We start from the raw sequence: 25,773 nt of genomic DNA, 5'->3' as shown, positions 1-25,773 counted from the left end.
AAATAAATATAAAATGAAATTTTTAGGAAATGTATTGGCCACTATCATAGGATTATTTGTATTCTTTATGCTATTATTTTTCGGGTTAATGATTGTTGGAGCAGTTGCCGGTAGCGGTTCTGATGTGGCAAAAGTAGAATCTAATTCCGTTTTGGTTTTAGATATGAAGAATGTATCGTTAGATTATACCGGAAAATTCACCGATCCTTGGGTAACTTTACTAAATGAAGAAGAGTCAGTAGGATTAATTGATGTTTTAAATGCTGTTGACAACGCCAAAACAGATGATAAAATCAAGGGAATTTCAATCTTAAACAGTAGCAGTAGTTTAGGATTAGCCCAATCTAAAGCATTGAGAGACAAATTGATTGATTTTAAAAAATCCGGAAAATTTATTGTTTCCTATGCGGATTATTTTACGCAAGGTGAATACTATATCAACTCGGTTGCCGATACGATTTATATGAATCCGGTAGGCGAAATGGATTTTAAAGGTCTTGCTTCCGAAATCATGTTCTTTAAAGACATTCAAGAAAAAACAGGTGTTAAAATGGAAGTCATTCGTCATGGAAAATACAAAAGTGCGGTTGAGCCATTTTTAGAAAATGAAATGAGCGAAGCAAACAGAGAACAAATGACTGCTTTGTTAAATTCGGCTTGGAGTTCGATTGTTAGCGATATTTCAAAAAGCAGAAATATTTCTGTAGATAGTTTAAACAGTATTGCCAATCAACTTTCGGCTAGAACACCGGAAATGGCTAGATCAAAAAAACTGATTGACAAAATTGGCTATGAAGATCAATATCACGACGGCATTAAAAAAGCGTTGAAAGTTAAAAAAGACGAAGATTATGAATGGATTTCTATCATGGATTATGCTAAAAACATTTCCAAAACACCAAAAAAAATAGATTCTAAAGACAAAATAGCCATTATTTATGCTCAAGGAGAAATCTTAGGTGGCGAGGGAGATGTAAATGTAATTGGCGAGGGTGCCATGAGAACTTCATTGCAAGAAGCTAGAAAAGATGAAAAAGTGAAAGCCATCGTAATTCGTGTTGATAGTCCGGGGGGAAGTGCTTTGACTTCCGAATTAATATGGAGAGAAATAGAATTAACCAAAAAAGTAAAACCGGTTGTGGTATCGATGGGTAATTTAGCTGCTTCAGGTGGTTATTATATTGCTTGTAATGCCGATAAAATTATTGCAGAACCCAACACAATTACCGGCTCGATTGGTGTTTTTGGCGTGTTACCAAATATGACCGAATTATCTAAAAAAATCGGAATTAATACCTCACAGGTAAAAACACATGATCATGCGGTTGGTTATAGTCCGTTTAAACCAATTGATGAGAAATTTAAAGAAGTAACCACAGAATCGGTAGAAAACATTTACACCGTTTTTGTTAATCGTGTTGCAGCCGGAAGAAAAATGACGTTTGAACAAGTGGATGCAATTGCTCAAGGAAGAGTATGGACCGGTACAGAAGCATTACAAAATGGTTTAGTGGATAAATTAGGCGGTTTAGATGTAGCGTTGAGCGAAGCGGCTACTTTAGCAAAAATCAAAAAATACAAAACGGTGAACTATCCCGAATTTGATAAAACCTTTATGCAGTTTTTAAGCGACCAAAACGGTATTCCTTTTGCTAAATCCAAAGAGGCTATGATTAAAGAAGAAATTGGAGAAGAAGCCTATCAAACCCTACAACAAGTAAAAAGAGCTACTGCTCGAACCGGCATTCAAACGTTGATGCCTTTTGAGTTGAAAATCAAATAAAGTTGAAACCTGACAGAAACCAAAAACTGTCAGGTTTTTTAATTTTCTTAACAACTGATTGCTTGCTTATTTCCTACTTTTGTTGAAAAAAGAGTTGGAAACAAAAGAGAAGTTGTTTGCTTATAAAATTTATTTCACGTTAGGGGCTTTGTTTATTGCTTCCTTGGTGGTCTCGAATTTAATCTTTCAGAAATTTTTTTATTGGAATTTTTTTGGTTTGTATCGGTTTGAAATCTCGGTAGGCATTCTACCCTACCCGATTACATTTTTAATTACTGATATTATTTCTGAAGTTTACGGAAAGAAAAAAGCCAATGAAGTAGTGACAGCGGGAATTTTTGCCTCTGTTTTTTCGTTATTAATTATTTATGTGGCAAATGCTGCTCCGGCAATAGAAAATTCTCCTGTAGATGATGCATTGTTTTCTAAAGTGTTTGGACAAACTGCGTTGGCGGTTTTAGCTTCTATGATTGCTTACTTGGCGGCACAATATATTGATATTTACATATTCCATTTTTGGAAAAAAATAACCAAAGGAAAGATGCTTTGGTTGCGTAATAACTTTTCTACTTTTACCTCGCAATTTGTTGATACATTTGCGGTATTATTTTTGCTATGTAGCTTTAATATATTAAAATGGGATTTGTTTCCCGGATTGTTACTGAGTGGTTTTTTGTTTAAAGTATTAATTGCAGCCTTGGATACCCCAATTTTATATTTGGCTGTTTATTTTTTTCAGAAACGTTTTAAATTAACTCGAGGAGAAGAATTACTTTTAGATTAAAAAAATATATACTCTTATTTGCTCCAAAAAAATTAACATAATTATGATTAAAAAAATTTTAAAAGGTTTAGGAATATTTTTGTTGGTTGCCATCATTGCTTTGGCTGCCGCTCCGTTTTTGTTTAAAGATAAAATCAAGGCTTTGGTTTTGAAATCGATAAATGAAAATGTAGATGCCAATGTGGCGTTTGAAGATGTAAGCCTGAGTTTGTTTAAGAGTTTTCCACGTGCCAATGTGACGATTGACAAGTTGAGCATCATTAATAAAGCTCCATTCGAAGGTGATACATTATTTTATTCCGGTGAATTGAACCTGAAAATGTCGGTGAAAGAATTGTTTAAATCGGAAGGCGAAGCGATGGAATTAGAGTCATTTTCGAGTAAAGATGGTATTATAAATATCATTTTTAATAAAGACGGAATTGGTAATTTTGACATTGCCATGAAAGACGATGTAGAAGAAAAACCTTCGGACAGCAAGCCTTTTGCAATGAATATTCAAAGTTATTCCATTGAAAATTTGAAATTCACTTTTTTGGATGAAAGTTCAAAAATCAGGATGGTTGTGGATAAAATTAATCATACCGGAACAGGAAATTTTGCGGCTTCAAAGCTGGATTTAGACACTGAAACCAATGCTATGATGAGTTTGGACATGGACAAAACCAATTATATGAAAGACGTTTCATTAACGTTGGATGCCGTGTTGGGTATTGATTTGGAAAACAGCAAATATGAGTTTAAAGACAATGAAGCTTTAATTAACCAATTGCCTTTAAAATTTGCCGGTTTTATTCAGTTGGTTGAATCCGGACAACAATATGACTTGACGTTTAACACCCCAACCTCATCGTTTAAAAACTTTTTAGGATTAGTTCCTTCTGCTTATAAAGGTGATTTAGATAAAATTCAAACCACAGGAGATTTTAAAGTTGCCGGTTTTGCCAAAGGATTATACTCTGAGACAACAATTCCGAAGTTCAACTTAGAAATAGCTTCTAATAATGCTTCCTTTAAGTTTCCTGACTTACCCAAAAAAGTAGAAAATATTATCATTGACACAAAAATTAAAAACGAAACCGGTTTAATCAACGACACGTATGTGAACATCGATAATTTGTCGTTTAAAATTGATCAGGATATTTTTAATGCGAAAGCAAATATTAGAAATGTTTCTGAAAACCCGTTAGTTGATGCCGCTTTAAAAGGAACCCTTAACTTAGGGAATTTAAGCAAAGCTTATCCGATAAAGTTAGATACGCCACTATCCGGAATTTTAAAAGCCGATGTAACCACAAAATTCGACATGCAATCGGTGGAAAAAGAACAATACCAAAACATCCAAAATGCCGGATTAGTTAGTATAACCGGATTCAAATATACCGATGAAAACGGAAAAGGAATGAACATAAGCGAAGCAATTGTTCAGTTTAACCCTAGCACATTGAACTTACAAAAATTTGCTGCACAAACCGGAAAGAGCGACATCAATGTAAATGGTGTTTTAGAAAATTTCTATGGTTATTTATTTAATAATCAGAATTTGAAAGGAAATTTTAATATGACCTCCAATCAATTGGCGGTGAATGATTTCATGACAACGGAAGAACCAACGAAAGAAGGTCAAAAGCCTAGTGAAGCTTTGAAGATACCTTCGTTCCTGGATGTCACTTTAAATGCAAAAGCTAATACGGTTTTGTATGATAATCTTACGTTAAAAGATGTTTCAGGAAAATTAATTGTGAAAGATGAAAGAGTAACATTAGAAAATGTTAAAACAAACATTTTTGGTGGTATGATTGGTGTGAACGGAAATGTTTCTACGAAAACAAAAGTACCAACATTTGCAATGAATTTAGATTTAAGTTCAGTAAACATTAGTGAAACATTTACGCAATTGGATATGATGAAAAGCATTGCTCCGATTGCTAATATTATTAACGGGAAATTGAATTCTACTATTAAAGTTTCCGGTAATTTAGATGCTAAGGAAATGACTCCGGATTTAAAATCATTAACGGGAGATTTGGTTGGGCAGTTGCTTTCTACTACTGTAAATGCTTCCAACTCTACTTTGCTGAGTGCGTTGGACAATCAAATTAATTTTATCGATTTGAAAAAAGTGAATTTAAATGATTTAAAAACAAGTTTGTCGTTTGAAAACGGAAAAGTAAATTTGAAACCATTTGACATTAAATATGAAGATGTTACAGTAAATATTGCTGGAACCCATGGTTTTGATCAATCGATGAATTACAATCTAAAATTTGATGTTCCCGCTAAATATTTAGGAAAAGAAGCAAACAATTTAATTGCCAAATTATCTCCGGCAGATGCAGCAAATATTAAAAACATTCCGGTTAATGCGGTGCTGGGAGGAAATTTTTCAAAACCAATCATTTCAACCGACATGAAACAAGCGACTTCTGCATTAGTGAACCAATTGGTTGAACAGCAAAAAAATAAACTAGTAAACCAAGGAGCATCTGCCCTGGGCAATTTACTAAATCAAACAAAAGATTCAAAAGACACTACAAAAACTAATACCTCAGCAACAAAAGAAGAGGTAAAAACCAAAACGGAAGAAGTTGTAAAAGATAAAGTCAAAGAAGGATTAAACAGCTTGTTCGGCAACAAAAAGAAAAATCAATAAAAAAATTAACCCCAAATTTGAATCATAAATTTGGGGTTCTTTTAAAACTGAATAACTAACGCAACTATTCAACTATTCTGTTTGCAAACTAACAGTCAATTTAATCTCTTCCTTAATTTTTACCATTCCTCCCATTTTTTTTGGAGGAGTAAGATTGAAGTCCGTAAATTGTAACGTTATGTTGCCAACTAAATAATTTTTATCAAATTTCAAAGGGAGGTTTTTATATATCCTTTGTTTTCCAACCAAGTTTAGTGTTAAATCACAACTATAAGAATTGTTATTTTTTTTAAAATCTGAAAGTTCAATTTTAACAGTTGGAAACTCTTTCTCTTTTAGTGTTTTTCTAAAATCATTGTTGAGAACAAAGTTTCCGCATCCAAAGTTTTTGACCGGAACACTGTGTGATATTTTTTTTGTTTTATCCGGTTGATTAAAGAAAAGCGTGTCTTTGGTATTCATATCGTAGTTACATTCAAAACCTCCAATTGATGTAGTACCTTGAACAGTGAACTGTTTTGTACAGACCAACATATAATCTTTAGGTGTTGAAAACAGTACACTAGTTAAAACTAATATGAGACCAAAAACACGCATATCATTTGTTTTAGAATGCAATCACAGCTTCGGCAACAAATCCATTAAATTTACCCTCGTTTAGGATATTTGTTTTAGCAAAACCGTCATACTTTTGATTAACATATTCGAATTTAAGCAAAATATTTTTAGTCATAAACCAACCGCCTCCGATATTGAAACGTGTTACATCTATCTCTTCGTTAGCTACAGTTTCTCCCGAAACGCTATTGTAACGACCCGCTACATAAATATTTTCATTTTTTCCAAAACGGTAGATTAGCTCTGCTCCCAATTGAGTGAAATCTCTTTCATCTACTTCTGCTTTGGTTTTTCCACTTACTTTTTCAACCATACCAAAGAACTCTAGTCCTTTGTATTTCACAAAAGGGTTAATCATAATAGCTGTTAACTCATTTGTAAGTCCGGGGTTTAATAATCCGGAAGAAAAGTTTGCAGAAGAAGTTGCCAAGGTATTCTCCATTACAAAATAATATCGAGAACCGGCTCTGTCACCACCGTAAAGATAGGTTCTTGCAGATTGAGCCGTATTATACAAAGACCCAGTTAATCTAAAACGTAAATCACTATTCAATTGTTTGTCATAACCTATTTTAGCCATTACTGAAGGACTTGTAACTCCTGGGGCATTGGTTGTTTGGTTTAATTTTCCATTTGTAGCTCCAAGCATAGCAATCCAACCACTTTTACGGTAATAAACTTCTGCACCCACTTCTGTGGTAAAAGCATCCATGATATAATTACCTACAAATGGATTATAAATGGCTAAGGCATTGTCTGATCTCCTAAAATGTGCATCGCCATAATTGTTTTCCATATGACCAATTTTGATGGTAAGATTCTTCATTGTTTCGGCCATAAATCCTTTGCTGATAAAATCTAGTTTATCAATTTGAATATAGCCTCCTTTTACATAAGGTTCTGGGTGGTGGCGAGATGAAAGATAGGTTCTTAAATGAAGATTAACCCCATCATACAAAGCCACATCAATGTCTAAATTGGCTGTCGCTAAATTAAAATTGTTTCCTAATGCTGCCAATTGATTGGTGTTAACACCATTGGCATTTAAAACCTCGTCGGCATTATTTTCATGATCCAATGCTTGGTATTGGAGAGCAAATGCTCCACCTATTCTAACTTTCACATTTTCAAATGTGGTAGCGGTATCTTTTGGAGATTCAAACATAGACAATCCTGTCTTATCATATGGTCTCCAATTATCTAACTGATATTGTTGCTTTTGAGCGGTTGCTAGTGTACTTATCAATACAAGAGCAAGGATAAATAAATTTCTCATTTTTTAATTAATTTAGAGGTTGGTTTTTAGAGTTATTTGAATTTTAGTGTAAAACTTATTTTAACATCATCCCCTGTTTTGATGGTTCCCATCAAAGCAGTTGGAGGCGTAATTTTGTAGTCAGTTAATTTAAATGAATAACTTCCTTCCAAAGCAGATTGACCTAGATTTGAAGTTTCTTTGACTTTTAATGTTATCGATTTAGTAACACCCGCTATGGCAAATGTTCCGGTAAAATTCCAAGTGCCATCTGAGTTTTTAGTAGCTGCTTTTAAATCAAATTTTACTATTTTAAATTGATTTGTTTTTAATGCTTTGTAGGCATTTTTGTCCATTCCACTTTTCCCGCTTTTAATACTCTCTGCTGGCATTTCAACGGCAAGAGACGAAATAGAAACTAATCCGTTCCCGTCTATAGTTCCCACAAGTTTTCCGGTAGCCGTTTCAGAAACCATATCCCAATCGTGTAAACTAGATGTTCCGGAGATTTTTAAATGTGGTTTTGCCTGTAGTGTAAAAGTTTTTTGAGCAAAACCTAATGTAGAAATAGTGAAAAAAAACAAAAACAAAATTGCTTTTTTCAAACTGAATAATCGTTTCATAATTGTGAGGTTTTGAATTGTGAGACAAATTTCCGCCCGAAAAAAGACAAAAAACATAATTAATGTCAGTGTTTAAAAAGAAATTTATTTCTTACTTAAAGTAAAGACCGTTCGAAATCGAAATAGTTAATAACTTATAATTTAATTTTTACCACATATCCTTCAAAAGTTCGAATATTAAACACCGTTCCATCTTCGAAAAGCAAATATTGGCCTTTTATTCCGGATAATTTTCCTTGATAAAAAGGTGATTTATCTAAATTTAAACTAGTTACTTTTTTAGGGTATTGTAAAACCGGATAGTGAAGTTCAATCAAATTTTGTTGTTGACTACTGTAATAAGCTTGCACCTCGTTAGGCAAAAACGTTCTTGCCTTTAAGCGTTCTTCTTCTAAATCAACCGAAGGAATTTCATTTTTAAGCATTTTTTGCCAATTGGTTTTATCTGCATATTGACTTTTAAGTGCCACTTCTGTAATTCCGGCTAAATAGCGATTGGGAACCTCTACAATAGGAATGGCTTTCACGGCTCCTTGATCTATCCATCGGGTTGGGACTTGTGTTTTACGGGTAACTCCTACTTTTACCTCACTTGATAAGGCCAAATAAACAATATGTGGTTGCAATTGCACCTTTTTTTCATATGTTAAATCACGGTCCTCAATGTCTAAATGAGCTGTACTGAGTTCAGGTTTCATAATCCAATCACCGGCAGCTGCACTAGACATAAAACAATCATAGCAAAAACCTTGGCGAAAAATTTTTTTCTTTTTTCCACAATGTAAACATTGATAACCTAAAAATGAAATTTCAAGTTCTTTATCTAACAACTGATTAAGATTTAGAAAGCTATTTTCAAACACCAAATAATAGTGAATAGGATTGCCAAGTTCGGTTTGCATTTTTGTTAGAACACCTTCGTATATCATAAAAGAGAAAGTTTATTCATTAAAGTTCAAGGTTCATCAAAAATCATTATTTTTGGTGAAGTTGTAAAGTTAAGTTTGTATTTTCACAAATCAAATCAAACACTACTTTAATTAATAATAGAAAAATGCCACTACCCATTATCAATTCAATTGCTACTTGGATCTTAAAGAAAAGGATTCATCAAATTGAATTGTTTATGAAATACCCGAATGAGGTGCAAGAAGAATTACTTCTTTCGTTACTCAAAACTTCGGAAAACACAGTGATTGGCAGACAATATGAATTTAACTCAATCAAAAATTACCAAACTTTTGCTGAGCGGGTATCTGTTTCTTCCTACGAAGATTTAGAACCCATGATTGAACAAACTCGAAAAGGAATGCAAAATATTTTTTGGCCTACTTCCATCAAATGGTTTGCTAAATCGAGCGGAACAACAAATGCCAAAAGCAAATTTATTCCGGTAAGCAATGAAGCCTTAGAGAACTGTCATTATAAAGCCAGTAAAGATTTGTTGAGTTTGTATTTAAACAACAATGAAGATTCTCAATTGTTTGTTGGTAAAAGCCTTCGTTTAGGAGGGAGCAAAGAATTGTATGAAGATAATAACACTTTTTTTGGTGATTTATCTGCAATTCTGATTGACAATATGCCTATTTGGGCCGAATTTAGTTCGACTCCCAGCAATCGCGTTTCACTCATGGGCGATTGGGAAATCAAATTAATGGCTATTGTTCAAGAAACTATTTATGAAGACGTTACTAGTCTTGCTGGCGTTCCTTCTTGGATGTTGGTTTTGTTAAACAAAGTGTTGGAAGTAACCGGGAAAACAAATTTATTAGAAATCTGGCCACATGCTGAAGTTTACTTTCATGGTGGCGTGAGTTTTGATCCGTATCGAGAACAGTATCAAAAATTATTTCCGAGTAATGATTTTAACTACTACGAAATTTATAATGCTTCTGAAGGATTTTTTGCTATTCAAGATTTGAATAATTCCAATGAATTATTACTGATGTTGGATTATGGCATTTTCTATGAATTCATTCCAATGGAAACTTTAGGAACATCGGAACAAAAAATTATTCGATTAGCGGAAGTAGAATTATTTAAAAATTATGCCGTTGTGATTACTACCAATTCCGGTTTGTGGCGATATATGATTGGCGATACAGTTCGGTTTACATCTTTAAATCCGTACCGTATTAGAGTCACCGGAAGAACCAAACATTTTATCAATGTTTTTGGTGAAGAGTTGATTGTAGAAAACACTGACCAAGCCATTTCCAAAGCATGTCACGCAACCGAATCCGAAGTAATTGATTATACTGTTGCCCCTGTTTTTATGAAGGGGAAAGAAAAAGGGGCTCACGAATGGATGATTGAATTTAAAAAATCGCCTGAAAATATTAACTATTTTAGAAAAATTTTAGACGATACTTTGCAATCCCTCAATTCAGATTATGAAGCCAAAAGACGTAATAATATGACATTAAATCCGTTGATTATTAATGTTGCCAGACCGAATTTGTTTTATGATTGGTTGAAAGAAAGTGACAAATTGGGAGGACAGCATAAAATTCCGAGACTTTCTAACGAAAGAACATACTTGGAGCAATTATTACGAATGCAATTTGCAGAAAAGGTTTAAGATGAAAAAATTACTTTTATTTTTAATCCTAATTACTTTATACTCTTGTGGCCCGAGAAGACTTGGTTGTGGACCGGGAAGGCGATGTGAAGTTCCTACTCAAAAAGAAAAGCTTAATTTAATTCCACAAAAAAATCCTGAAGTAAAAACCTCAGGATTAGTTTGATTTAGTATAGTAAGTAATTCTAAGAAACAGCTTTTAGTCGTTGTAACATGTTTTTGTTCAACGTGTGTTCGGCATAGCTTTTTTCAATATGTAAAGTTTTTTCTTCAGAACTTGGCAAATCATACATTGCATCAGTTAAAATGGCTTCGCAAAGTGAACGTAATCCACGAGCTCCTAATTTGTATTCTAAAGCTTTATCGACAATATAATCTAAGGCTTCCTCAGAGATTGAAAACACCACATCATCCATTTCAAACAACTTCTTGTATTGCTTGATTAAAGCATTTTTAGGTTCTGTTAATATCGAACGAAGGGTTTCTCTGTCTAACGGATTCATATACGATAAAACAGGAAGACGGCCAATAATTTCAGGAATTAATCCAAAATCTTTAATGTCTTTCGGTATAATGTATTGCATCAAATTATCCTTATCAATTTGGTCTGTATTGGCCGAAGCACTATAACCAACTGCTTGGCGGTTTAATCGTTTTGAAATAATTCTTTCAATTCCGTCAAAAGCACCGCCGGCTATGAATAATATATTTTGTGTATTAACTTCAATAAATTTTTGATCAGGATGTTTTCTTCCTCCTTTAGGTGGGACATTAACTACAGTTCCTTCTAATAGTTTTAACAAAGCTTGTTGAACCCCTTCACCGGATACATCTCTAGTGATGGAAGGATTATCACTTTTCCGGGCAATTTTATCTATCTCATCAATAAAAACGATTCCTCTTTCAGCTTTTGCTACATCATAATCGGCTACTTGCAATAAGCGGGTTAAAATACTTTCTACGTCTTCTCCAACATAACCGGCTTCGGTTAGTACGGTTGCATCGACGATAGTTAAAGGTACATTCAACATTTTGGCAATGGTTTTAGCCACCAATGTTTTTCCTGTTCCGGTTTGGCCTACCATAATGATGTTGCTTTTTTCAATCTCAACCTCATCATCATGATTCTTCTGCATCAATCTTTTATAGTGGTTGTAAACGGCAACAGACATTACTTTTTTAGTTTGGTCTTGTCCGATTACGTACTGGTCTAAGAAGGAACGGATTTCTTTTGGTTTTTTAAGCACTAAATCGCCTAAACCATGCGAGTGTTTACTTTGCTTTAGCTCTTCTAAAACAATGCCATGTGCCTGATCAATGCATTTATCACAAATGTGAGCATCAATACCGGCGATTAACAAATTTGTCTCAGGTTTCTTTCTGCCGCAGAAAGAACATTCCAACATTTCTTTTGCCATTTTTATATAGTCAAAAGCCTGAAAATTACAAGTAAAAGTCGTTCGTATGTATTATTAGACTTTAAACTTGGAACTTTAGACTTGATTATTTTCTTCTTAAAACTTCATCAATCATTCCGTATTCTTTGGCTTCATCTGCAATCATCCAATAATCACGTTCTGAATCTTTGTAAACCTTTTCAAACGATTGTCCGGAGTGATTGGCAATAATTTGATAGAGTTCGTTCTTTAGTTTCAACATTTCTTTCAAGTTAATTTCCATATCGGTAGCTACACCTTGTGCCCCACCCGATGGTTGGTGAATCATCACCCTTGAATGTGGTAATGCAGAACGTTTCCCTTCGGCACCTGCACACAACAAAACAGCCCCCATAGAAGCTGCCATACCTGTACAGATAGTAGCTACATCAGGTTTTACATACTGCATCGTATCGTAAATTCCTAGTCCGGCATACACACTCCCGCCAGGTGAGTTGATGTAAATTTGAATATCCTTTGACGCATCAACACTTTCCAAGAACAATAACTGAGCTTGAATAATGTTTGCAACATAATCGTCAACCCCTGTTCCTAAGAAAATGATTCTATCCATCATCAAACGAGAGAAAACATCTAATTGAGACACATTTAATTGACGCTCTTCAATAATGTAAGGAGTCATTCCACTTACAATTTTATCATAATACATGCTATTCACACCATGATGTTTGGTAGCAAACTTTTTAAATTCTTTTCCGAAATTCATTTTTAAAATAGGCTATTATTGTTTCCTCTTTTAAACATAAAAGAGCGTCAAATTTACATTCGACGCCCAAATATACTACTTTTTTTCAAAATTATTATTCTCCGTACATTTCTTTAACGAACTGTTCGTAAGAAACTTCTTTTGACTTTGCTTTTACTTTGTCTTTAAAAAGACCTAACATTTTTTCGCTCATGACTTGTTCTGACAATCTTTTAACTTCATCTTGGTTAGAAAGTACACGGGCTACAATTCCATCAATATCTTCTTGTGTAGGATTCATTTGACCAAATTGAGCCATTTGTTTTTTGATTAATTCAGATGTAAATGCTTTTAAATCATCAAAAGTGATTTGCAAGTTATTCTCTGTCATAATTTTTCCTTCAATCAATTGGTAACGAAGACCTCTTTCAGACTTAGCAAATTCTTCTCTTGCCTCTTCTTCTGTTAATGGTTTTTCCCCTGCATTTTGCAACCACTTAATTAAAAATTCGGCCGGTAAATCAAACTTGGTGTTTTCCAACAAAAAGTCAGTAACATCGTTTAGGAATTTTTGATCGGCTTGTTGAGCAAATTGTTTTTCAGCATCCTCTTTGATTTTTGCTTTTACCTCGTCAACTGAAGTTACATTTCCTTCTCCAAATAATTTATCAAATAATTCTTGATTCAATTCAGCTTTTTCACTTGTTGTTATTCCTTCAATTTTAGCTAAAACTTCAATATCCAAACCATGTACTAAATCGTGGTCTACTTTTAAATAATCCATTAGTTTATGATCATCATCAAATAAACCTTTGGTTGAGATTTCAACTACATCTCCTACTTTTTTACCAACAAATTTTTTGGCTGTTTTTTTATCTTTAAAAGCATCTAAAGAAATGGAAGTTGTATTATTGATTCCATTTGCTTCATTTTCAAAGGTTACATTCAAATCGTCACCTTCCTCCACTGTATCTTTAGAAATTAATTTTCCGTATTGTTTTTGAATTCTTTCTACTTGATCATTCAACATTTTATCATCAGCAATAATTTTGAAAGCTGTAATGTTGTTTTTTGCAGACAAATCAACCGAAAATTCAGGAGCTAATCCTAACTCGAAATCAAACGTGAAATCTTCTTTATTCCAATCGAAATCTTCTGTAACTTTAGGAAGTGGATTCCCTAAAATATCTAATTTTTCTTCAACCAAATAGTTGTTTAAATTTTCTTGAAGCACTTTGTTCACCTCGTCTAACAACACAGCTTTCCCGTATTGTTTCTGAATTATACTCATTGGCACAGCACCTTTTCTAAACCCAGGAATCGAAGCATTTTTGCGATAATCTGCCAATACTTTTTCTACTTTAGAAGCATAGTCATTTTTGGAAACCGCCACGGTAACCACTGCATTCAAAGCATCTACATTTGTTCTTGTAATATTCATTTCTATTTATATACTAAAATTGGGTGGCAAAAGTACAACTTTTTCGCCACCCAACCAACAGTAATGAGCTGAATTTTAACAATTCAGAACTATTATTTTTCGTGTGCTGCGGTTAATTTATAAACAACAGACTGAAAAACCGATAAGATAATACTAAAAAACAACGCTGTCCAAAATGATTCTACATGAAATCCTCCCACAATGTTACTGCAAAGCAGAACGATAAACGCATTGATTACCAACAGAAAAAACCCTAATGTTAAAATGGTTACCGGCAACGTAAACAAAATTATCAACGGTTTGATAAACAAATTAAGCAACCCCAAAATAATAGCTACATAAATAGATTGAACAAAACTATCAACCTTTACACCAGGCAAAAGATGAGAAATTAACATTACTAAACCAGCAGTAATTAGAATTCTGAGTAATAATCCCATACAATAAAATTTTTAATAAAATTACAAAAAAAATTATGGTTTTAAAAAACCCATAACAATTTCGAAAAACAATTTCGGATTTTCGGCATGTAGCCAATGCCCAACGTTTGGAATTGTTTCAAGTTTAGCTTTGGGAAATTGACTTCTTATCTCATCCAAATCTTCGTTTAATATGTATCTTGAATTTCCACCCCTGATAAACAAAGTTGGTTTTACAAAATGCGTATCTTTTGGAAGAGCAATCCCAACTTGTTCAATTTCTTTATTAAATATCTCTAAATTAAAACGAAACGCCAATTGTCCGGGTTCTTTCCAATACAAACTTTTCATTAAAAATTGACGGGTTCCAAAATCCGATATAAATTTTTTAAGCACTTCTTCCACATCATTTCTTTCCGGTTTTACTGAAAAATCAACTGCATTCAACCCCTCTAAAATATCCTGATGATGTGGTTGGTAGTATTTCGGTCCAATATCTGCAATAACTAAACGATCAATTAAATCAGGATAATTTGATGCTAAAAACATTGCCACTTTCCCTCCCATAGAATGTCCGATAATATCAATCTTTACCAATTGATGAAAGTTACAATACCTCAAAATATCTTCGGACATTACAGTGTAATTAAATTCATCCGAATGAAAACTTCGCCCGTGATTTCGCAAATCGAGCATATGAACTTGAAAACCTTGTTCTGCAAATTGCGTTCCGAGGGTTTTCCAATTATCAGACATACCCAGAAATCCATGTAAAATTATCAATGGTTTTCCTGTACCTTCAATTTTTGAATATAGCATTTGAATTTATTTTTAATTATAGATTGAAAATCTATTTGAGTTTATGTAAATACATATTCACCACATTTTCGATTCCCAAATAAAGTGATTCGCAAATGAGAGCATGACCGATTGAAACTTCTAATAAATTAGGAATATTATTTTTGAAGAATAAGATGTTCTCTAAACTTAAATCATGACCGGCATTTACACCCATTCCTAATTGATTGGATAAAACAGCTGCTTCAACATAAGGTAGAATTCCTTTTTCATTACCCAATACGTATTGATGAGCAAATTCTTCGGTGTATAATTCAATTCGGTCTGTTCCGGTTATTTTAGCCCCTTCAATCATAGATAAAACAGGATCAACAAAAATTGAAGTTCGAATATCATTTCGTTTGAATTCCTGAATAACCTCTGTTAAAAAAATTTTGTTTTTAATGGTATCCCAGCCGGCATTAGAGGTTAATGCATCATCCGCATCTGGCACTAAAGTAACTTGAGTAGGTTTTACTTCCAATACTAAATCAATGAATTTTTGAACCGGATTTCCTTCAATGTTAAATTCAGTATAAACAATCGGCTTCAAATCACGAGCATCCTGATAACGGATATGCCGTTCGTCCGGACGAGGATGAATAGTAATACCATGAGCTCCAAAACGTTGCACGTCTTTGGCCACTTGCAACACGTTAGGCATGTTTCCGCCTCTGGAATTTCGGAGGGTTGCAATTTTGTTAATATTTACACTTAACTTTGTCATGTGTTGATAACGATTGAATTAGAAAATGACTGCAAAAATACAAACTAAAACATGCTCTTTTATAGTATTTTTTGATTATTTTGCAACGAAATTAAATAGCCATGTTAGAAATAACGAACTATATTAACAATGATTTTAAACCGTTTAACAGTAAAGAAACTATTGAAAACATTCAAGATTTTTTTACGGACTTAACGTTTTCTCATTTTCCTATTGTTGAGGAAGGGGTTTTTATTGGGAGTATTGCCGCCGATGATGTTATAACATTTGACAATCATAAATCTGTGATTGAATACCGCTATACTTTCGAAGGTTTTTTTGCACGAAACACAATGATTTGGCTAGATGTCTTAGAAGTTTTTGCTCAAAACCACACCAATTTGATTCCTGTTTTAGATGAGCAAAACAATTATCTGGGTTACTACGAACTAAATGATATTGTTCAATTTTTTGCCGAAACACCTTTTTTAAAAGAACAAGGAGGTATTATTATTGTAAAAAAACCTACCGTTGATTTTTCATTCAGTCAAGTTGCTCAAATTATAGAAACCAATAATGGTAAGATTTTGGGGGCTTTTATCTCAGAAGCTAATGTTGATTTTGTTGAAATTACCATCAAACTATCACTTGGCGGAATGAATGAAATTATACAAACTTTTAGAAGGTACAATTACGAAATCATCTCTGAACATCAAGAAGATAATTATTTGAACAATTTGAAAGAACGTTCAGATTATTTGGATAAATACTTAAATATCTAAACATGAAAATTGCCATTTTCGGACAATATTATCAAAACGATACACGACCTATCATTAAAGATATTTTTGTTTATCTAAATCACAATCATGTTGAATTGGTAATTGAAGAAGCTTTTTTAAAAATATTGTATGCCGAAGATATCCTAAAAAAAGAATACAAAACGTTTTCTACATTCAACGATTTAGACTCTAGTTTTGATCTTTTGATTAGTATAGGTGGAGACGGCACAATTTTAAGAGCTATAACTTATGTTCGAAACTCCGGGATTCCAATTTTAGGAATCAATGCCGGTAGATTAGGTTTTTTAGCCAAAGTACAAAAAGAAAATATTGAATTGTTTTTGCAATCTATTTTGGATGGAAATTACAATTTTTCGAAACGCACATTGATAAGTTTGGAAAGTAATCCAAAAAACGCTGAAATCAATAATCTGAATTTTGCACTAAATGAAATTTCGGTGAGTCGCAAAGACACCACTTCGATGATTACCGTTGAAACTTACTTAAACGGAGAATATTTAACTTCTTATTGGGCTGACGGGTTAATTATTTCTACACCTACGGGTTCTACAGGTTATTCTTTAAGTTGTGGAGGTCCGGTATTAACTCCGGATGTAAAAAGTTTGGTTATTACTCCAATTGCTCCGCACAATTTGAATGCTAGACCATTAGTTATTCCGGATAATACAGAAATTATTTTAAAAGTTACCGGAAGAGAACCACAATTCTTAGTCTCTTTAGACAGTAGAATAGCCACAATGAATAACGAAACCGTTTTAACCATCAAAAAAACAGAATTTAAAATAAACATGGTTGAAATACGCGATGAAACATTTCTAAAAACGTTACGCAATAAATTGCTTTGGGGTGTTGATAAAAGAAATTAACACTTTAACATTGAAAAATTAACCCTCATAACTATACTACCTCTCATTTATTTCCGTTTTTTTTGAAATTAATTTGTGATAAATGGCAATTATTTAGCTGTAAACTAGTCATAATTGTTATATTTGCACGCTATTTCAAAAACCAATGAATAGAATTAAGATTGCATTGTTTTTTATACTCATTTATGCCGGATTAAATGCCCAAATTAACGAAATAGGTATTTTTTCCGGTGGGGCAAACTATATAGGTGACGTTGGACCAACTACTTATATTGCACCTAATGATTTGGCTGTTGGATTTATCTATAAATGGAATAGAAGCACAAGGCACACTTATCGTTTTTCTTATACATTTGGAAAAATTTCATCAAATGATTTAGATGCTGACGTAGCAGATAGACAATTAAGAGGGTTTCATTTTAAAAATACTGTTCACGAAGTTTCCGCCGGAATGGAATTTAATTTTTTTGAATTTGATTTACATAGTCTAAAGTCTCAATTTACACCTTATGTCTATACCGGTTTGAGTTATTTTCTTTATAAAGAACTGTACTATACAGATAACAAAGCTAGTGTGGATAATCAACAAGGATCTTTGGCAATCCCAATGATTGTTGGTTTAAAGGCAAAATTGACAAGAGATTTGGTTGCAGGCGTCGAGATTGGAGCTCGGTTTACGTTTACTGACAATTTAGACGGTAGTAATCCTAAAAACGAAAACTTGTCTTCTTTACAATTTGGAAATATCAACAGTAAAGATTGGTATATGTTTACCGGATTTACATTAACTTATACTTTTGGCGAAAACCCATGTTTTTGTCCTGAATAAAATGATTTTGAAAGAATTAATAAATAAAGATAATTTACCTAAACATCTCGCCATCATTATGGATGGCAATGGTCGTTGGGCTAAACAGCAAGGTATGATGCGGGCATTTGGCCATGAAAAAGGAACGAAGTCTGTAAGAGAAACTGTTGAAAGTTGTGCTAAACTCGGTATTAATAACTTAACCTTATATGCCTTTTCAACAGAAAATTGGAATCGTCCTAAAGTAGAAGTTGATACTTTGATGAATTTATTAATAAAATCACTAAAAAAAGAGTTAAAAACGCTCCAAAAAAACGAAATCAAATTAAATTCTATTGGTAATTTATCGCTTTTACCTGCCACTGCACATAAAGAACTTTTAGAAGTAATTAACAAAACTAAAGAAAATAGACGGATGACCTTAACCCTCGCTTTGAGCTACGGCTCCAGAGAGGAATTGGTTTCTGCGGTAAAAGCCATTTGTGATAAAGTTAAAAATAATATAATTTCACCAGAATCTATTGACGAAACAATTATTAATCAACATCTTTACACACACAATCTACCTGATGTTGATTTATTAATCAGAACCAGTGGAGAGCATCGAATCAGTAATTTTCTATTATGGCAAATAGCCTATGCGGAATTGTATTTTACAGATGTACTTTGGCCGGATTTTAGAGAACAACATTTATATGAAGCTATTATTAGTTATCAAAAAAGAGAACGTAGGTTTGGAAAAACAAGTGAACAAATTAAATAAAAAAAACGTGTTGAGAAACTTTACGTCCATTTTTACAATACTTATTTTAGGAAGTATTTTTCAATTACAAGCACAAGAGTCAACGCCATTTGAAAGAGGCTCTCAATACATATTAGGCGGTGTTGAAGTTACAGGGAAAATAACGTTTAACCAACAAACTGTTGTAACCTTTTCAGGATTGGAGAAAGGTCAAAAAATTGTTGTTCCAGGTGAAGAAATAAGTACAGCAATAAAAAAATTAGGCAAGTTAGGTTTGTTTAGTGACATTGACATGTATGTTAATCAGATTAAAGGCGACACCATTTTTTTGGAATTAAACATGGTAGAGCTCCCAAAGCTAAATGAAGCCAAAATTCAAGGCCTCAAGAAAAATAAAGCCGAATCTTTACTCAAAGAAATTAACCTAACCAAAGGTAAAGTGGTGAATGAAAATTTAATCACTACAACCAAGACTACCATTGAAAACAAATACAAAAAAGACGGTTTTTATAATACCAAAGTAGCCATTAACACCATTCCAGATACAACAAGCGGTAATGAAGTAAAAATGGTTATTAATGTTGATAAAGGAAAAAAAATAAAAGTTTCCAGTATTTCAATCGAAGGAAACGAACAAATAAAAGAGGGCAAACTCAGAAGAGCAATGTCTAACACCAAAGTTAAATTCTTTGGAAGATTTTGGAAAGGTTCAAAATTTATTAAAGAAAAATACAAAGAAGACCTTGTTAGCCTTATTGATAAGTACAAAGAGAAAGGTTATCGTGATGCTCGAATTATTTATGATAGTGTAACCTTTAATACTAAAAAAAACACGGTTGATATCAAATTAAAAGTAGAAGAAGGTAATAAATATTATTTTGGTGATATTAAATTCTTAGGGAATACGATTTATACTGATGAAGGGTTAAGTCGGGTATTAGGAATTAAAAAAGGAGAAACTTACAACGGTGTTTTATTGCAGGAGCGAATTGCCAACAAAAAAAATCCTGATGCTAATGATATAACTAATTTGTATCAAAATAACGGCTATTTATTTTCTACTATAAATCCTGTTGAAGTTAGAACAGCTAACGACACTATCGATTTTGAAATCAGAATCTTGGAAGGACCCTTAGCTTATTTCAACAAGATTACTGTAGTTGGAAACGACAAAACAAATGATCATGTAATTTATCGTGAACTTCGAACAAAACCGGGACAAAAATACAGCAAAGAAGATTTAGTGCGTACTATTCGTGAAATTGGTCAGCTAGGATTTTTTGACCCTGAAGCAATCGACCCTAAATTTAAAAATGTTGATCCGGCTGCCGGAACAGTCGATATTGAATATAACTTAGTTGAAAAAGGGTCAAGTCAAATTGAATTACAAGGAGGTTATGGTGGCGGCGGTTTCATCGGAACGCTTGGATTGTCATTTAATAATTTTTCAGCCAGAAATATTTTTAAGAAAGATGCCTATAAACCACTTCCAATGGGCGACGGACAACGTATGTCATTGAGGTTACAAGGTAGTTCCTTCTTTCAAACCTATAGCTTAACTTTTTCTGAGCCTTGGCTAGGAGGTAAAAAACCAGTACAATTCTCCACATCATTATCGCATAGTAAACAATACTTAAATAATTTTCAAACCAGAGATGTAGACAGAAGCAGAAGTTTTAACATTACTTCGCTTTCTGTAGGAATTGCAAAAAGATTAACCGTTCCGGATGATTTCTTCGTCTTATCTCAATCAATCAGTTTTCAATATTATGATTTGAATAATTATAATACAGGTTTATTTACTTTTGGCGATGGTTCTGCCAGAAACTTAGCCTATACTGTTGGATTGACGAGAAATAACAAAGGAGTGAATCCAATTTATCCGGTATATGGTTCAGAATTTTCTATTACTGCAAAATTCACCCCTCCTTATTCACTTTTTAATGGTGTAGATTACAAAAATTTAGAGAATTTAAAAGAATACAAACTCAGAACAACCCAAGAAACCAGCGATCCTGATACAGGGAATATTATTCCTATTGGCACTTTAATTGATGAAAACGGTTCACCCGTATCTGAAGCCAATTTTCAAGATGCTGCTGTAGACCAAAGTAAGGTAGATCAAAAACGATTTAATTGGTTGGAGTTTTATAAAATTAAATTGAAAGCAGATTGGTATACCAAAATTGCAGGAACAAATCAAAACGCACTTGTTCTCAGAACACTTGGAGAGTTTGGATTTATGGGGGCTTACAATAATGAAAGAGGTTTAGTGCCTTTTGAGCGATTCTTCTTGGGTGGAGATGGACTGGCTAACTTTGCTCTAGATGGCAGAGAGATTATTCAATTAAGAGGATACCCTAATCAATCGTTATCATCTACAGATGGTGGAACAATTTACAACAAGTTCACTATGGAACTTCGTTATCCGATAACTTTAAAATCTGCTGCATCTATCTATGTACTTGGGTTTATGGAAGCAGGAGCTTCATTTAATAACTTTCAAGAATACAACCCGTTCAGACTGCAACGATCTGCAGGATTGGGTCTTAGGGTTTTCATGCCTGCCTTTGGTTTATTAGGAATTGACTTCGGACACGGCTTTGATGCAGTTCCTGGTCAGACCCAAAAAAATGGGTGGGAAACACATTTTATCATCGGACAACAATTTTAATTGTTAATTTCTGTTATATTTACAAGATAATTTTAAAGAATATGAAGAAATTTGTTTTTTTATTGTTTTTAGCACTTTCCGGAATTGCCTTAGAAGCACAAACCAGAGGTGTTAGAATTGGCTATATTGATATGGAATATATACTTCAAAATGTTCCGGATTATACAGAAGCTAAAAATCAATTAGAATTAAAAGCTCAAAAATGGAAACAGGAAATTGAAACTAAACAAAATGAAATTGATGCCTTAAAAGAAAGTTTAGCTAACGAAAAAGTGCTTTTAACAAAAGAACTAATTGAAGAAAAAGAAGAAGAAATCAAATTCCTTGAAACAGAACTAATAGAATACCAACAAAAAAGATTTGGTCCTAATGGTGATTTAATAGTGCAAAAAGCTGTGTTAGTAAAACCGATTCAAGATCAGGTTTTTACAGCAGTTCAAGATTTAGCAGAAGCAAAAAAGTTTGATTTCATTTTAGATAAATCTTCCGATTTAACGGTGCTTTTTGCTGCCAAAAGACATGATATCAGTGACCAAGTAATCCGAACTTTAACTAGAGCTGCTAAACGAGAACAAATGAGTAAAAAGCAACTCAAAGCGTTGGAAGAAAAAGAACGAATAGAAGATTACAAAGACGATAACAACCCCGCTTTAGAAGAACGTAAAAAAATCTTAGAAGAACGTAAATCAAGACGTGATAGTATTACTGAAGCTCGTAAAGCGATAGCAGCTCAAAAGAAAAAAGATTTTGAAGATAAACGAGCGAGATTAAAAGAAGAAAGGGAAGCGAAAAAGAATGGCACAGTTTCTGATAAAGAGGATAATGAAGGAGATAAAAAAACGGAAAACGGTAGTGCTTCAACTGAAAAAAAAGAAACTGAAAATAATGATTCTCAAGAAACAAAAGAAACTCCAGCCGATGCTAGACTCAAAGCAGAACAAGAAAGACAACAAAAACTAGAAGAAAGAAAGAGACAAATAGAAGAGCGTAAACAAAAAATTTTAGCAGACAGAGAAGCTGCCAAAAAAGCAAAAGAAGCAAAACAAAACGAAGATAAAGAAAACGAAAACAATAATTAATAATAACTAGAAATGATGAAACAATTGAAAACTTTATTTATTGCGACTATTTTATTCTTTAGTGCAAGTCAAGTCACCACTGCACAAACAAAAATAGCACATGTCGACACAAATGAGTTGATTACAAAAATGCCCGCAATGATTGAGGCTCAAAAACAATTAGAAACACTTAGCAAACAATACGATGCTGAATTTAAAACAATGGCTGATGAATATTATGCTAAGTTGAAAAAATATGATGAAGAAGCTGCAACTGTTACTGAAAAGGTAAACGAAGAAAGAGCGAAAGAAGTACAGGATATGGAAAAACGAATCAGAGATTATAGAGAAACTGCTCAAAAAGAGTTGCAACAAAAAGAATCTGATTTGGCAAAACCTTTAATGGAAAAAATTAAAGCTTCAATAGCTAAAGTAGGAAAAGCAAAAGGGTTTAACTACGTTATCGATGTGAACTCTGCAATCTTTGCCGACGGAACCGATTTAACTTTAGATGTTAAGAAAGATTTAGGTTTCTAAGAAATCTATCAAAAAAAAAACATAAAAACTGCTCACCCAAACTAAAGGGATTTGAGTAGTTTTTTTTATTTTTGAAATATGATAAATTCAGATCCTATTGGTCTTTTTGATTCCGGAATTGGCGGAACTTCTATTTGGAAAGAAATTCACAACTTACTACCAAATGAAAACACAATTTATTTAGCCGACAGCAAGAATGCTCCCTATGGACTGAAATCAAAAGAAGAAATCGTTGCGTTAAGTAAAAAAAATACAGAATTTCTACTAAATCAAAACGCAAAACTAATTGTAGTAGCATGTAACACGGCAACTACAAATGCTATCAAAGAATTAAGAGCTAGTTATGATGTGCCTTTTATAGGAATTGAACCTGCTATCAAACCAGCCGCAAACAAATCTGAAACGCATACTATTGGCATTTTGGCAACTAAAGGAACTTTAAGCAGTGAATTGTTTAATCAAAATGTAATGAATTATCCGAACACTAAAATAATTGAGCAAGTTGGCAACGGTTTAGTACAATTAATAGAAGAAGGAAACATAGAATCCGTTGAAATGACCTCATTACTCAAAACATACCTAAAACCAATGATGGAAGCTAATATTGATTATCTGGTTTTAGGATGTAGTCATTACCCCTATCTAATTCCACAGATTAAAAAAATCATCCCCAAGCATATTAAAATTATCGATTCAGGGGAAGCGGTAGCCCGCCAAACAAAGAATATTTTAACGCAGACTAATTTACTTGGTTTAGAGAAAAAAAGCTCACAAATCTTTTACACTAATTACAATCCAATGGTTTTAAAATCGATTTTAAATAATAAATACCCCGTTATAGAAAAAGAATTTTAATTATTTATCTTTAAACCATCCGGAATACATTACATAATTAGTAGAAATTCGATCAATTTCTCCGGCAAAATCAGATTGGTCAATTTCTTTGACTTTTTTTGCAGGAACCCCGGCATAAATTGTTCCGGATTCCACATGTGTATTCTGCGTTAAAACAGCTCCTGCAGCTATTATGGAATTACTTTCTATTACACAATTATCCATCACAATAGCTCCCATTCCAATTAAAACATTATCATGTACGGTGCAACCATGAACAATTGCATTATGCCCTATTGACACATTATTACCAATAATAGTTGGATGTTTTTTATAAGTACAATGAATAATCGCTCCATCTTGAATGTTCACTTTATTGCCAATTTTAATGAAATGAACATCCCCACGCACCACGGCATTAAACCAAATGCTACACAAAGAACCTAACCGAACATCACCAATAATAGTGGCATTATCGGCTACGTAGCAATCACTAGGGATGATAGGGGTTTTACCGTTTACAGTCTTTATTATCATAGATAAAAAATCCCGACAAGTGTCGGGATAAAATTGATTAGTTAATTGCAGGACAGTTACATTGATATTTTTCTCTCTTACAGAATAAATTCATCCCTAACGTAATTTGGTGGAAACCAGCATTATCAAAACGAACATTTCCGGTTAAGTAAGAATAAGTATAAGCGACCATAAATTGTTTAAAATTAACCCCCACTATTGGTGTAAAATATTGTAAACGTTGATCTTTTACACTACTCCCGTCTTGATATTGAGCTCCATCAAAACTTCTTCTATAAGACAAACCTCCCCATAGTTTACCAAAATCCATGTCTTTATACACTTTTAAGTTTAAATCAATTGACTTTTCTTTCGTCTCTTCAACCAATTGAAACAAAATAGATGGCTCCCATTGTAATCGGTCACTATTTCCAAAAACATAACCGGCACTTAATAAAAATTTCCTCAAATTATCAGACTCAAATTCTGTATAAATTTCACGTCTAACATTTGCTATTGCATTTTTTACCGTAAAATGAGCATAAAACTCTAAATAATTATAGGATGCTCCTAAATCTATATTAAAATACGAGTCTTTTTGTTGAAAACCACCAACTATAGGATCAAATGGCTGATTATTTAACCATTCTGTCTCATCCAATTGACTCTGAACCAATGCTCCACTAATACCAAATGACAACTGATTTAAATCGATTTCACTACGTGAAAACATGATATGGTGAGCATAGGTTAATTTTATTCCTTTTTGTGAGTGATACCCATTTTTATCCGAAAATAAAATAGCTCCAATTCCGGAACGATCCCCTACACTTGTATTAAAACTTGCTGTACTTAAACTAGGTGCATCTTCTTGACCAAACCATTGTGCCCTACTGGTTACTCTGAGTTTTCCACAATTTGCAGCACCGGCCATCGAAGGATGTATTAGATAATAATTATCCGTTAAATAATCCGAATATACTGCTATTCCTTCTTGCGAATACATCATTTGTGAAAGAAAAAATGCTGCTAGTAAATAAACTTTCTTTAATTTAAGATTCATGGGGTTTCTATCTTTTTAATGAAAAATGAG

25 protein-coding genes are annotated in these 25,773 nt (G+C 33.2%); 13 read left to right on the top strand and 12 right to left on the bottom strand.

The window, feature by feature from the left end:
* The first annotated feature begins 13 nt into the window (after positions 1-13).
* From sppA to R2782_RS09625, 3 genes are all read left to right on the top strand, one after another.
* Positions 14-1,783, top strand: a complete 1,770-nt coding sequence (sppA, locus tag R2782_RS09635; RefSeq protein ID WP_371268023.1) for a signal peptide peptidase SppA — start codon at positions 14-16, stop codon at positions 1,781-1,783.
* A 94-nt stretch (positions 1,784-1,877) separates the two neighbouring features.
* Positions 1,878-2,567: a queuosine precursor transporter gene (locus tag R2782_RS09630; protein ID WP_371268022.1), complete on the top strand. Its 690-nt coding sequence runs from the start codon at positions 1,878-1,880 to the stop codon at positions 2,565-2,567.
* A 43-nt stretch (positions 2,568-2,610) separates the two neighbouring features.
* The gene (locus R2782_RS09625; RefSeq protein ID WP_371268021.1) at positions 2,611-5,220 is read left to right on the top strand and encodes an AsmA-like C-terminal region-containing protein; all 2,610 of its coding nucleotides are present in this window, start codon (positions 2,611-2,613) and stop codon (positions 5,218-5,220) included.
* Between the two features lie 72 nt (positions 5,221-5,292).
* Here R2782_RS09625 and R2782_RS09620 read toward each other — a convergent pair whose 3' ends face one another.
* From R2782_RS09620 to R2782_RS09605, 4 genes are all read right to left on the bottom strand, one after another.
* Positions 5,293-5,817, bottom strand: coding sequence for a hypothetical protein (locus tag R2782_RS09620; protein ID WP_371268020.1), 525 nt, complete (start codon positions 5,815-5,817; stop codon positions 5,293-5,295).
* Between the two features lie 10 nt (positions 5,818-5,827).
* Positions 5,828-7,114, bottom strand: a complete 1,287-nt coding sequence (locus tag R2782_RS09615) for a hypothetical protein (protein WP_371268019.1) — start codon at positions 7,112-7,114, stop codon at positions 5,828-5,830.
* Between the two features lie 32 nt (positions 7,115-7,146).
* The gene (locus R2782_RS09610) at positions 7,147-7,716 is read right to left on the bottom strand and encodes a YceI family protein (RefSeq protein WP_371268018.1); all 570 of its coding nucleotides are present in this window, start codon (positions 7,714-7,716) and stop codon (positions 7,147-7,149) included.
* Between the two features lie 134 nt (positions 7,717-7,850).
* A complete protein-coding gene (locus tag R2782_RS09605; protein WP_371268017.1) occupies positions 7,851-8,645 on the bottom strand; it encodes a DUF2797 domain-containing protein in 795 nt (264 codons plus the stop codon).
* A gap of 125 nt (positions 8,646-8,770) precedes the next feature.
* On the opposite strand from R2782_RS09605, the gene R2782_RS09600 reads away from it, so the two are divergent.
* Both R2782_RS09600 and R2782_RS09595 read left to right on the top strand, forming a co-directional pair.
* The gene (locus R2782_RS09600; protein WP_371268016.1) at positions 8,771-10,297 is read left to right on the top strand and encodes a GH3 auxin-responsive promoter family protein; all 1,527 of its coding nucleotides are present in this window, start codon (positions 8,771-8,773) and stop codon (positions 10,295-10,297) included.
* Between the two features lies 1 nt (position 10,298).
* Positions 10,299-10,463 (top strand): hypothetical protein, encoded by a 165-nt coding sequence (locus tag R2782_RS09595; protein WP_371268015.1) that lies wholly within the window; start codon positions 10,299-10,301, stop codon positions 10,461-10,463.
* Positions 10,464-10,482: 19 nt separating this feature from the next.
* On the opposite strand, the gene clpX is transcribed toward R2782_RS09595, so the two are convergent.
* From clpX to R2782_RS09565, 6 genes are all read right to left on the bottom strand, one after another.
* The gene (clpX, locus tag R2782_RS09590) at positions 10,483-11,715 is read right to left on the bottom strand and encodes an ATP-dependent Clp protease ATP-binding subunit ClpX (protein ID WP_371268014.1); all 1,233 of its coding nucleotides are present in this window, start codon (positions 11,713-11,715) and stop codon (positions 10,483-10,485) included.
* A gap of 85 nt (positions 11,716-11,800) precedes the next feature.
* Complete coding sequence (gene clpP, locus R2782_RS09585) at positions 11,801-12,460, bottom strand: ATP-dependent Clp endopeptidase proteolytic subunit ClpP (protein WP_371268013.1); 660 nt, start codon at positions 12,458-12,460, stop codon at positions 11,801-11,803.
* 94 nt (positions 12,461-12,554) lie between these two features.
* The gene (tig, locus tag R2782_RS09580; protein WP_371268011.1) at positions 12,555-13,880 is read right to left on the bottom strand and encodes a trigger factor; all 1,326 of its coding nucleotides are present in this window, start codon (positions 13,878-13,880) and stop codon (positions 12,555-12,557) included.
* Between the two features lie 92 nt (positions 13,881-13,972).
* The gene (locus tag R2782_RS09575) at positions 13,973-14,320 is read right to left on the bottom strand and encodes a phage holin family protein (protein WP_371268010.1); all 348 of its coding nucleotides are present in this window, start codon (positions 14,318-14,320) and stop codon (positions 13,973-13,975) included.
* Between the two features lie 33 nt (positions 14,321-14,353).
* Complete coding sequence (locus R2782_RS09570; RefSeq protein ID WP_371268009.1) at positions 14,354-15,118, bottom strand: alpha/beta fold hydrolase; 765 nt, start codon at positions 15,116-15,118, stop codon at positions 14,354-14,356.
* A gap of 31 nt (positions 15,119-15,149) precedes the next feature.
* Positions 15,150-15,863 carry a pyridoxine 5'-phosphate synthase gene (locus tag R2782_RS09565; protein ID WP_371268008.1) on the bottom strand — a complete coding sequence of 238 codons (714 nt, stop codon included), beginning with the start codon at positions 15,861-15,863 and terminating at the stop codon, positions 15,150-15,152.
* Between the two features lie 101 nt (positions 15,864-15,964).
* Between R2782_RS09565 and R2782_RS09560 the strand changes: the two genes are divergently transcribed.
* The 8 genes from R2782_RS09560 (at position 15,965) to murI (ending at position 24,185) form a co-directional block, all read left to right on the top strand.
* Entirely contained in the window at positions 15,965-16,624 is a 660-nt protein-coding gene (locus tag R2782_RS09560) for an acetoin utilization protein acuB (protein WP_371268007.1), read from the top strand.
* Positions 16,625-16,626: 2 nt separating this feature from the next.
* The gene (locus tag R2782_RS09555; RefSeq protein WP_371268006.1) at positions 16,627-17,511 is read left to right on the top strand and encodes an NAD kinase; all 885 of its coding nucleotides are present in this window, start codon (positions 16,627-16,629) and stop codon (positions 17,509-17,511) included.
* 145 nt (positions 17,512-17,656) lie between these two features.
* Positions 17,657-18,340, top strand: coding sequence for a DUF6089 family protein (locus R2782_RS09550; protein WP_371268005.1), 684 nt, complete (start codon positions 17,657-17,659; stop codon positions 18,338-18,340).
* A gap of 1 nt (position 18,341) precedes the next feature.
* Complete coding sequence (locus R2782_RS09545; protein ID WP_371268004.1) at positions 18,342-19,082, top strand: isoprenyl transferase; 741 nt, start codon at positions 18,342-18,344, stop codon at positions 19,080-19,082.
* On the top strand, positions 19,015-21,735 hold the full coding sequence (locus R2782_RS09540; protein WP_371268003.1) for an outer membrane protein assembly factor: 2,721 nt from the start codon (positions 19,015-19,017) through the stop codon (positions 21,733-21,735). Before R2782_RS09545 ends, R2782_RS09540 begins: the two co-directional genes overlap by 68 nt.
* A gap of 41 nt (positions 21,736-21,776) precedes the next feature.
* On the top strand, positions 21,777-22,814 hold the full coding sequence (locus R2782_RS09535) for an OmpH family outer membrane protein (protein WP_371268002.1): 1,038 nt from the start codon (positions 21,777-21,779) through the stop codon (positions 22,812-22,814).
* A 15-nt stretch (positions 22,815-22,829) separates the two neighbouring features.
* On the top strand, positions 22,830-23,330 hold the full coding sequence (locus R2782_RS09530) for an OmpH family outer membrane protein (RefSeq protein WP_371268001.1): 501 nt from the start codon (positions 22,830-22,832) through the stop codon (positions 23,328-23,330).
* Positions 23,331-23,408: 78 nt separating this feature from the next.
* The gene (gene murI / locus R2782_RS09525) at positions 23,409-24,185 is read left to right on the top strand and encodes a glutamate racemase (RefSeq protein WP_371268000.1); all 777 of its coding nucleotides are present in this window, start codon (positions 23,409-23,411) and stop codon (positions 24,183-24,185) included.
* Here the strand turns inward: murI and R2782_RS09520 are convergent, their stop codons facing one another.
* On the bottom strand, positions 24,186-24,701 hold the full coding sequence (locus R2782_RS09520) for a gamma carbonic anhydrase family protein (protein ID WP_371267999.1): 516 nt from the start codon (positions 24,699-24,701) through the stop codon (positions 24,186-24,188). It lies immediately after the preceding gene.
* A gap of 37 nt (positions 24,702-24,738) precedes the next feature.
* The gene (locus R2782_RS09515; RefSeq protein WP_371267998.1) at positions 24,739-25,743 is read right to left on the bottom strand and encodes a type IX secretion system membrane protein PorP/SprF; all 1,005 of its coding nucleotides are present in this window, start codon (positions 25,741-25,743) and stop codon (positions 24,739-24,741) included.
* Positions 25,744-25,773: the final 30 nt, after the last annotated feature.

The sequence above is a fragment of the Flavobacterium sp. genome, assembly GCF_041392085.1.
Taxonomy (GTDB): Bacteria; Bacteroidota; Bacteroidia; order Flavobacteriales; family Flavobacteriaceae; genus Flavobacterium.
The sequence above is the reverse complement of the archived record's forward strand: the minus strand, read 5'-3'. Positions and strand labels throughout refer to the sequence as shown.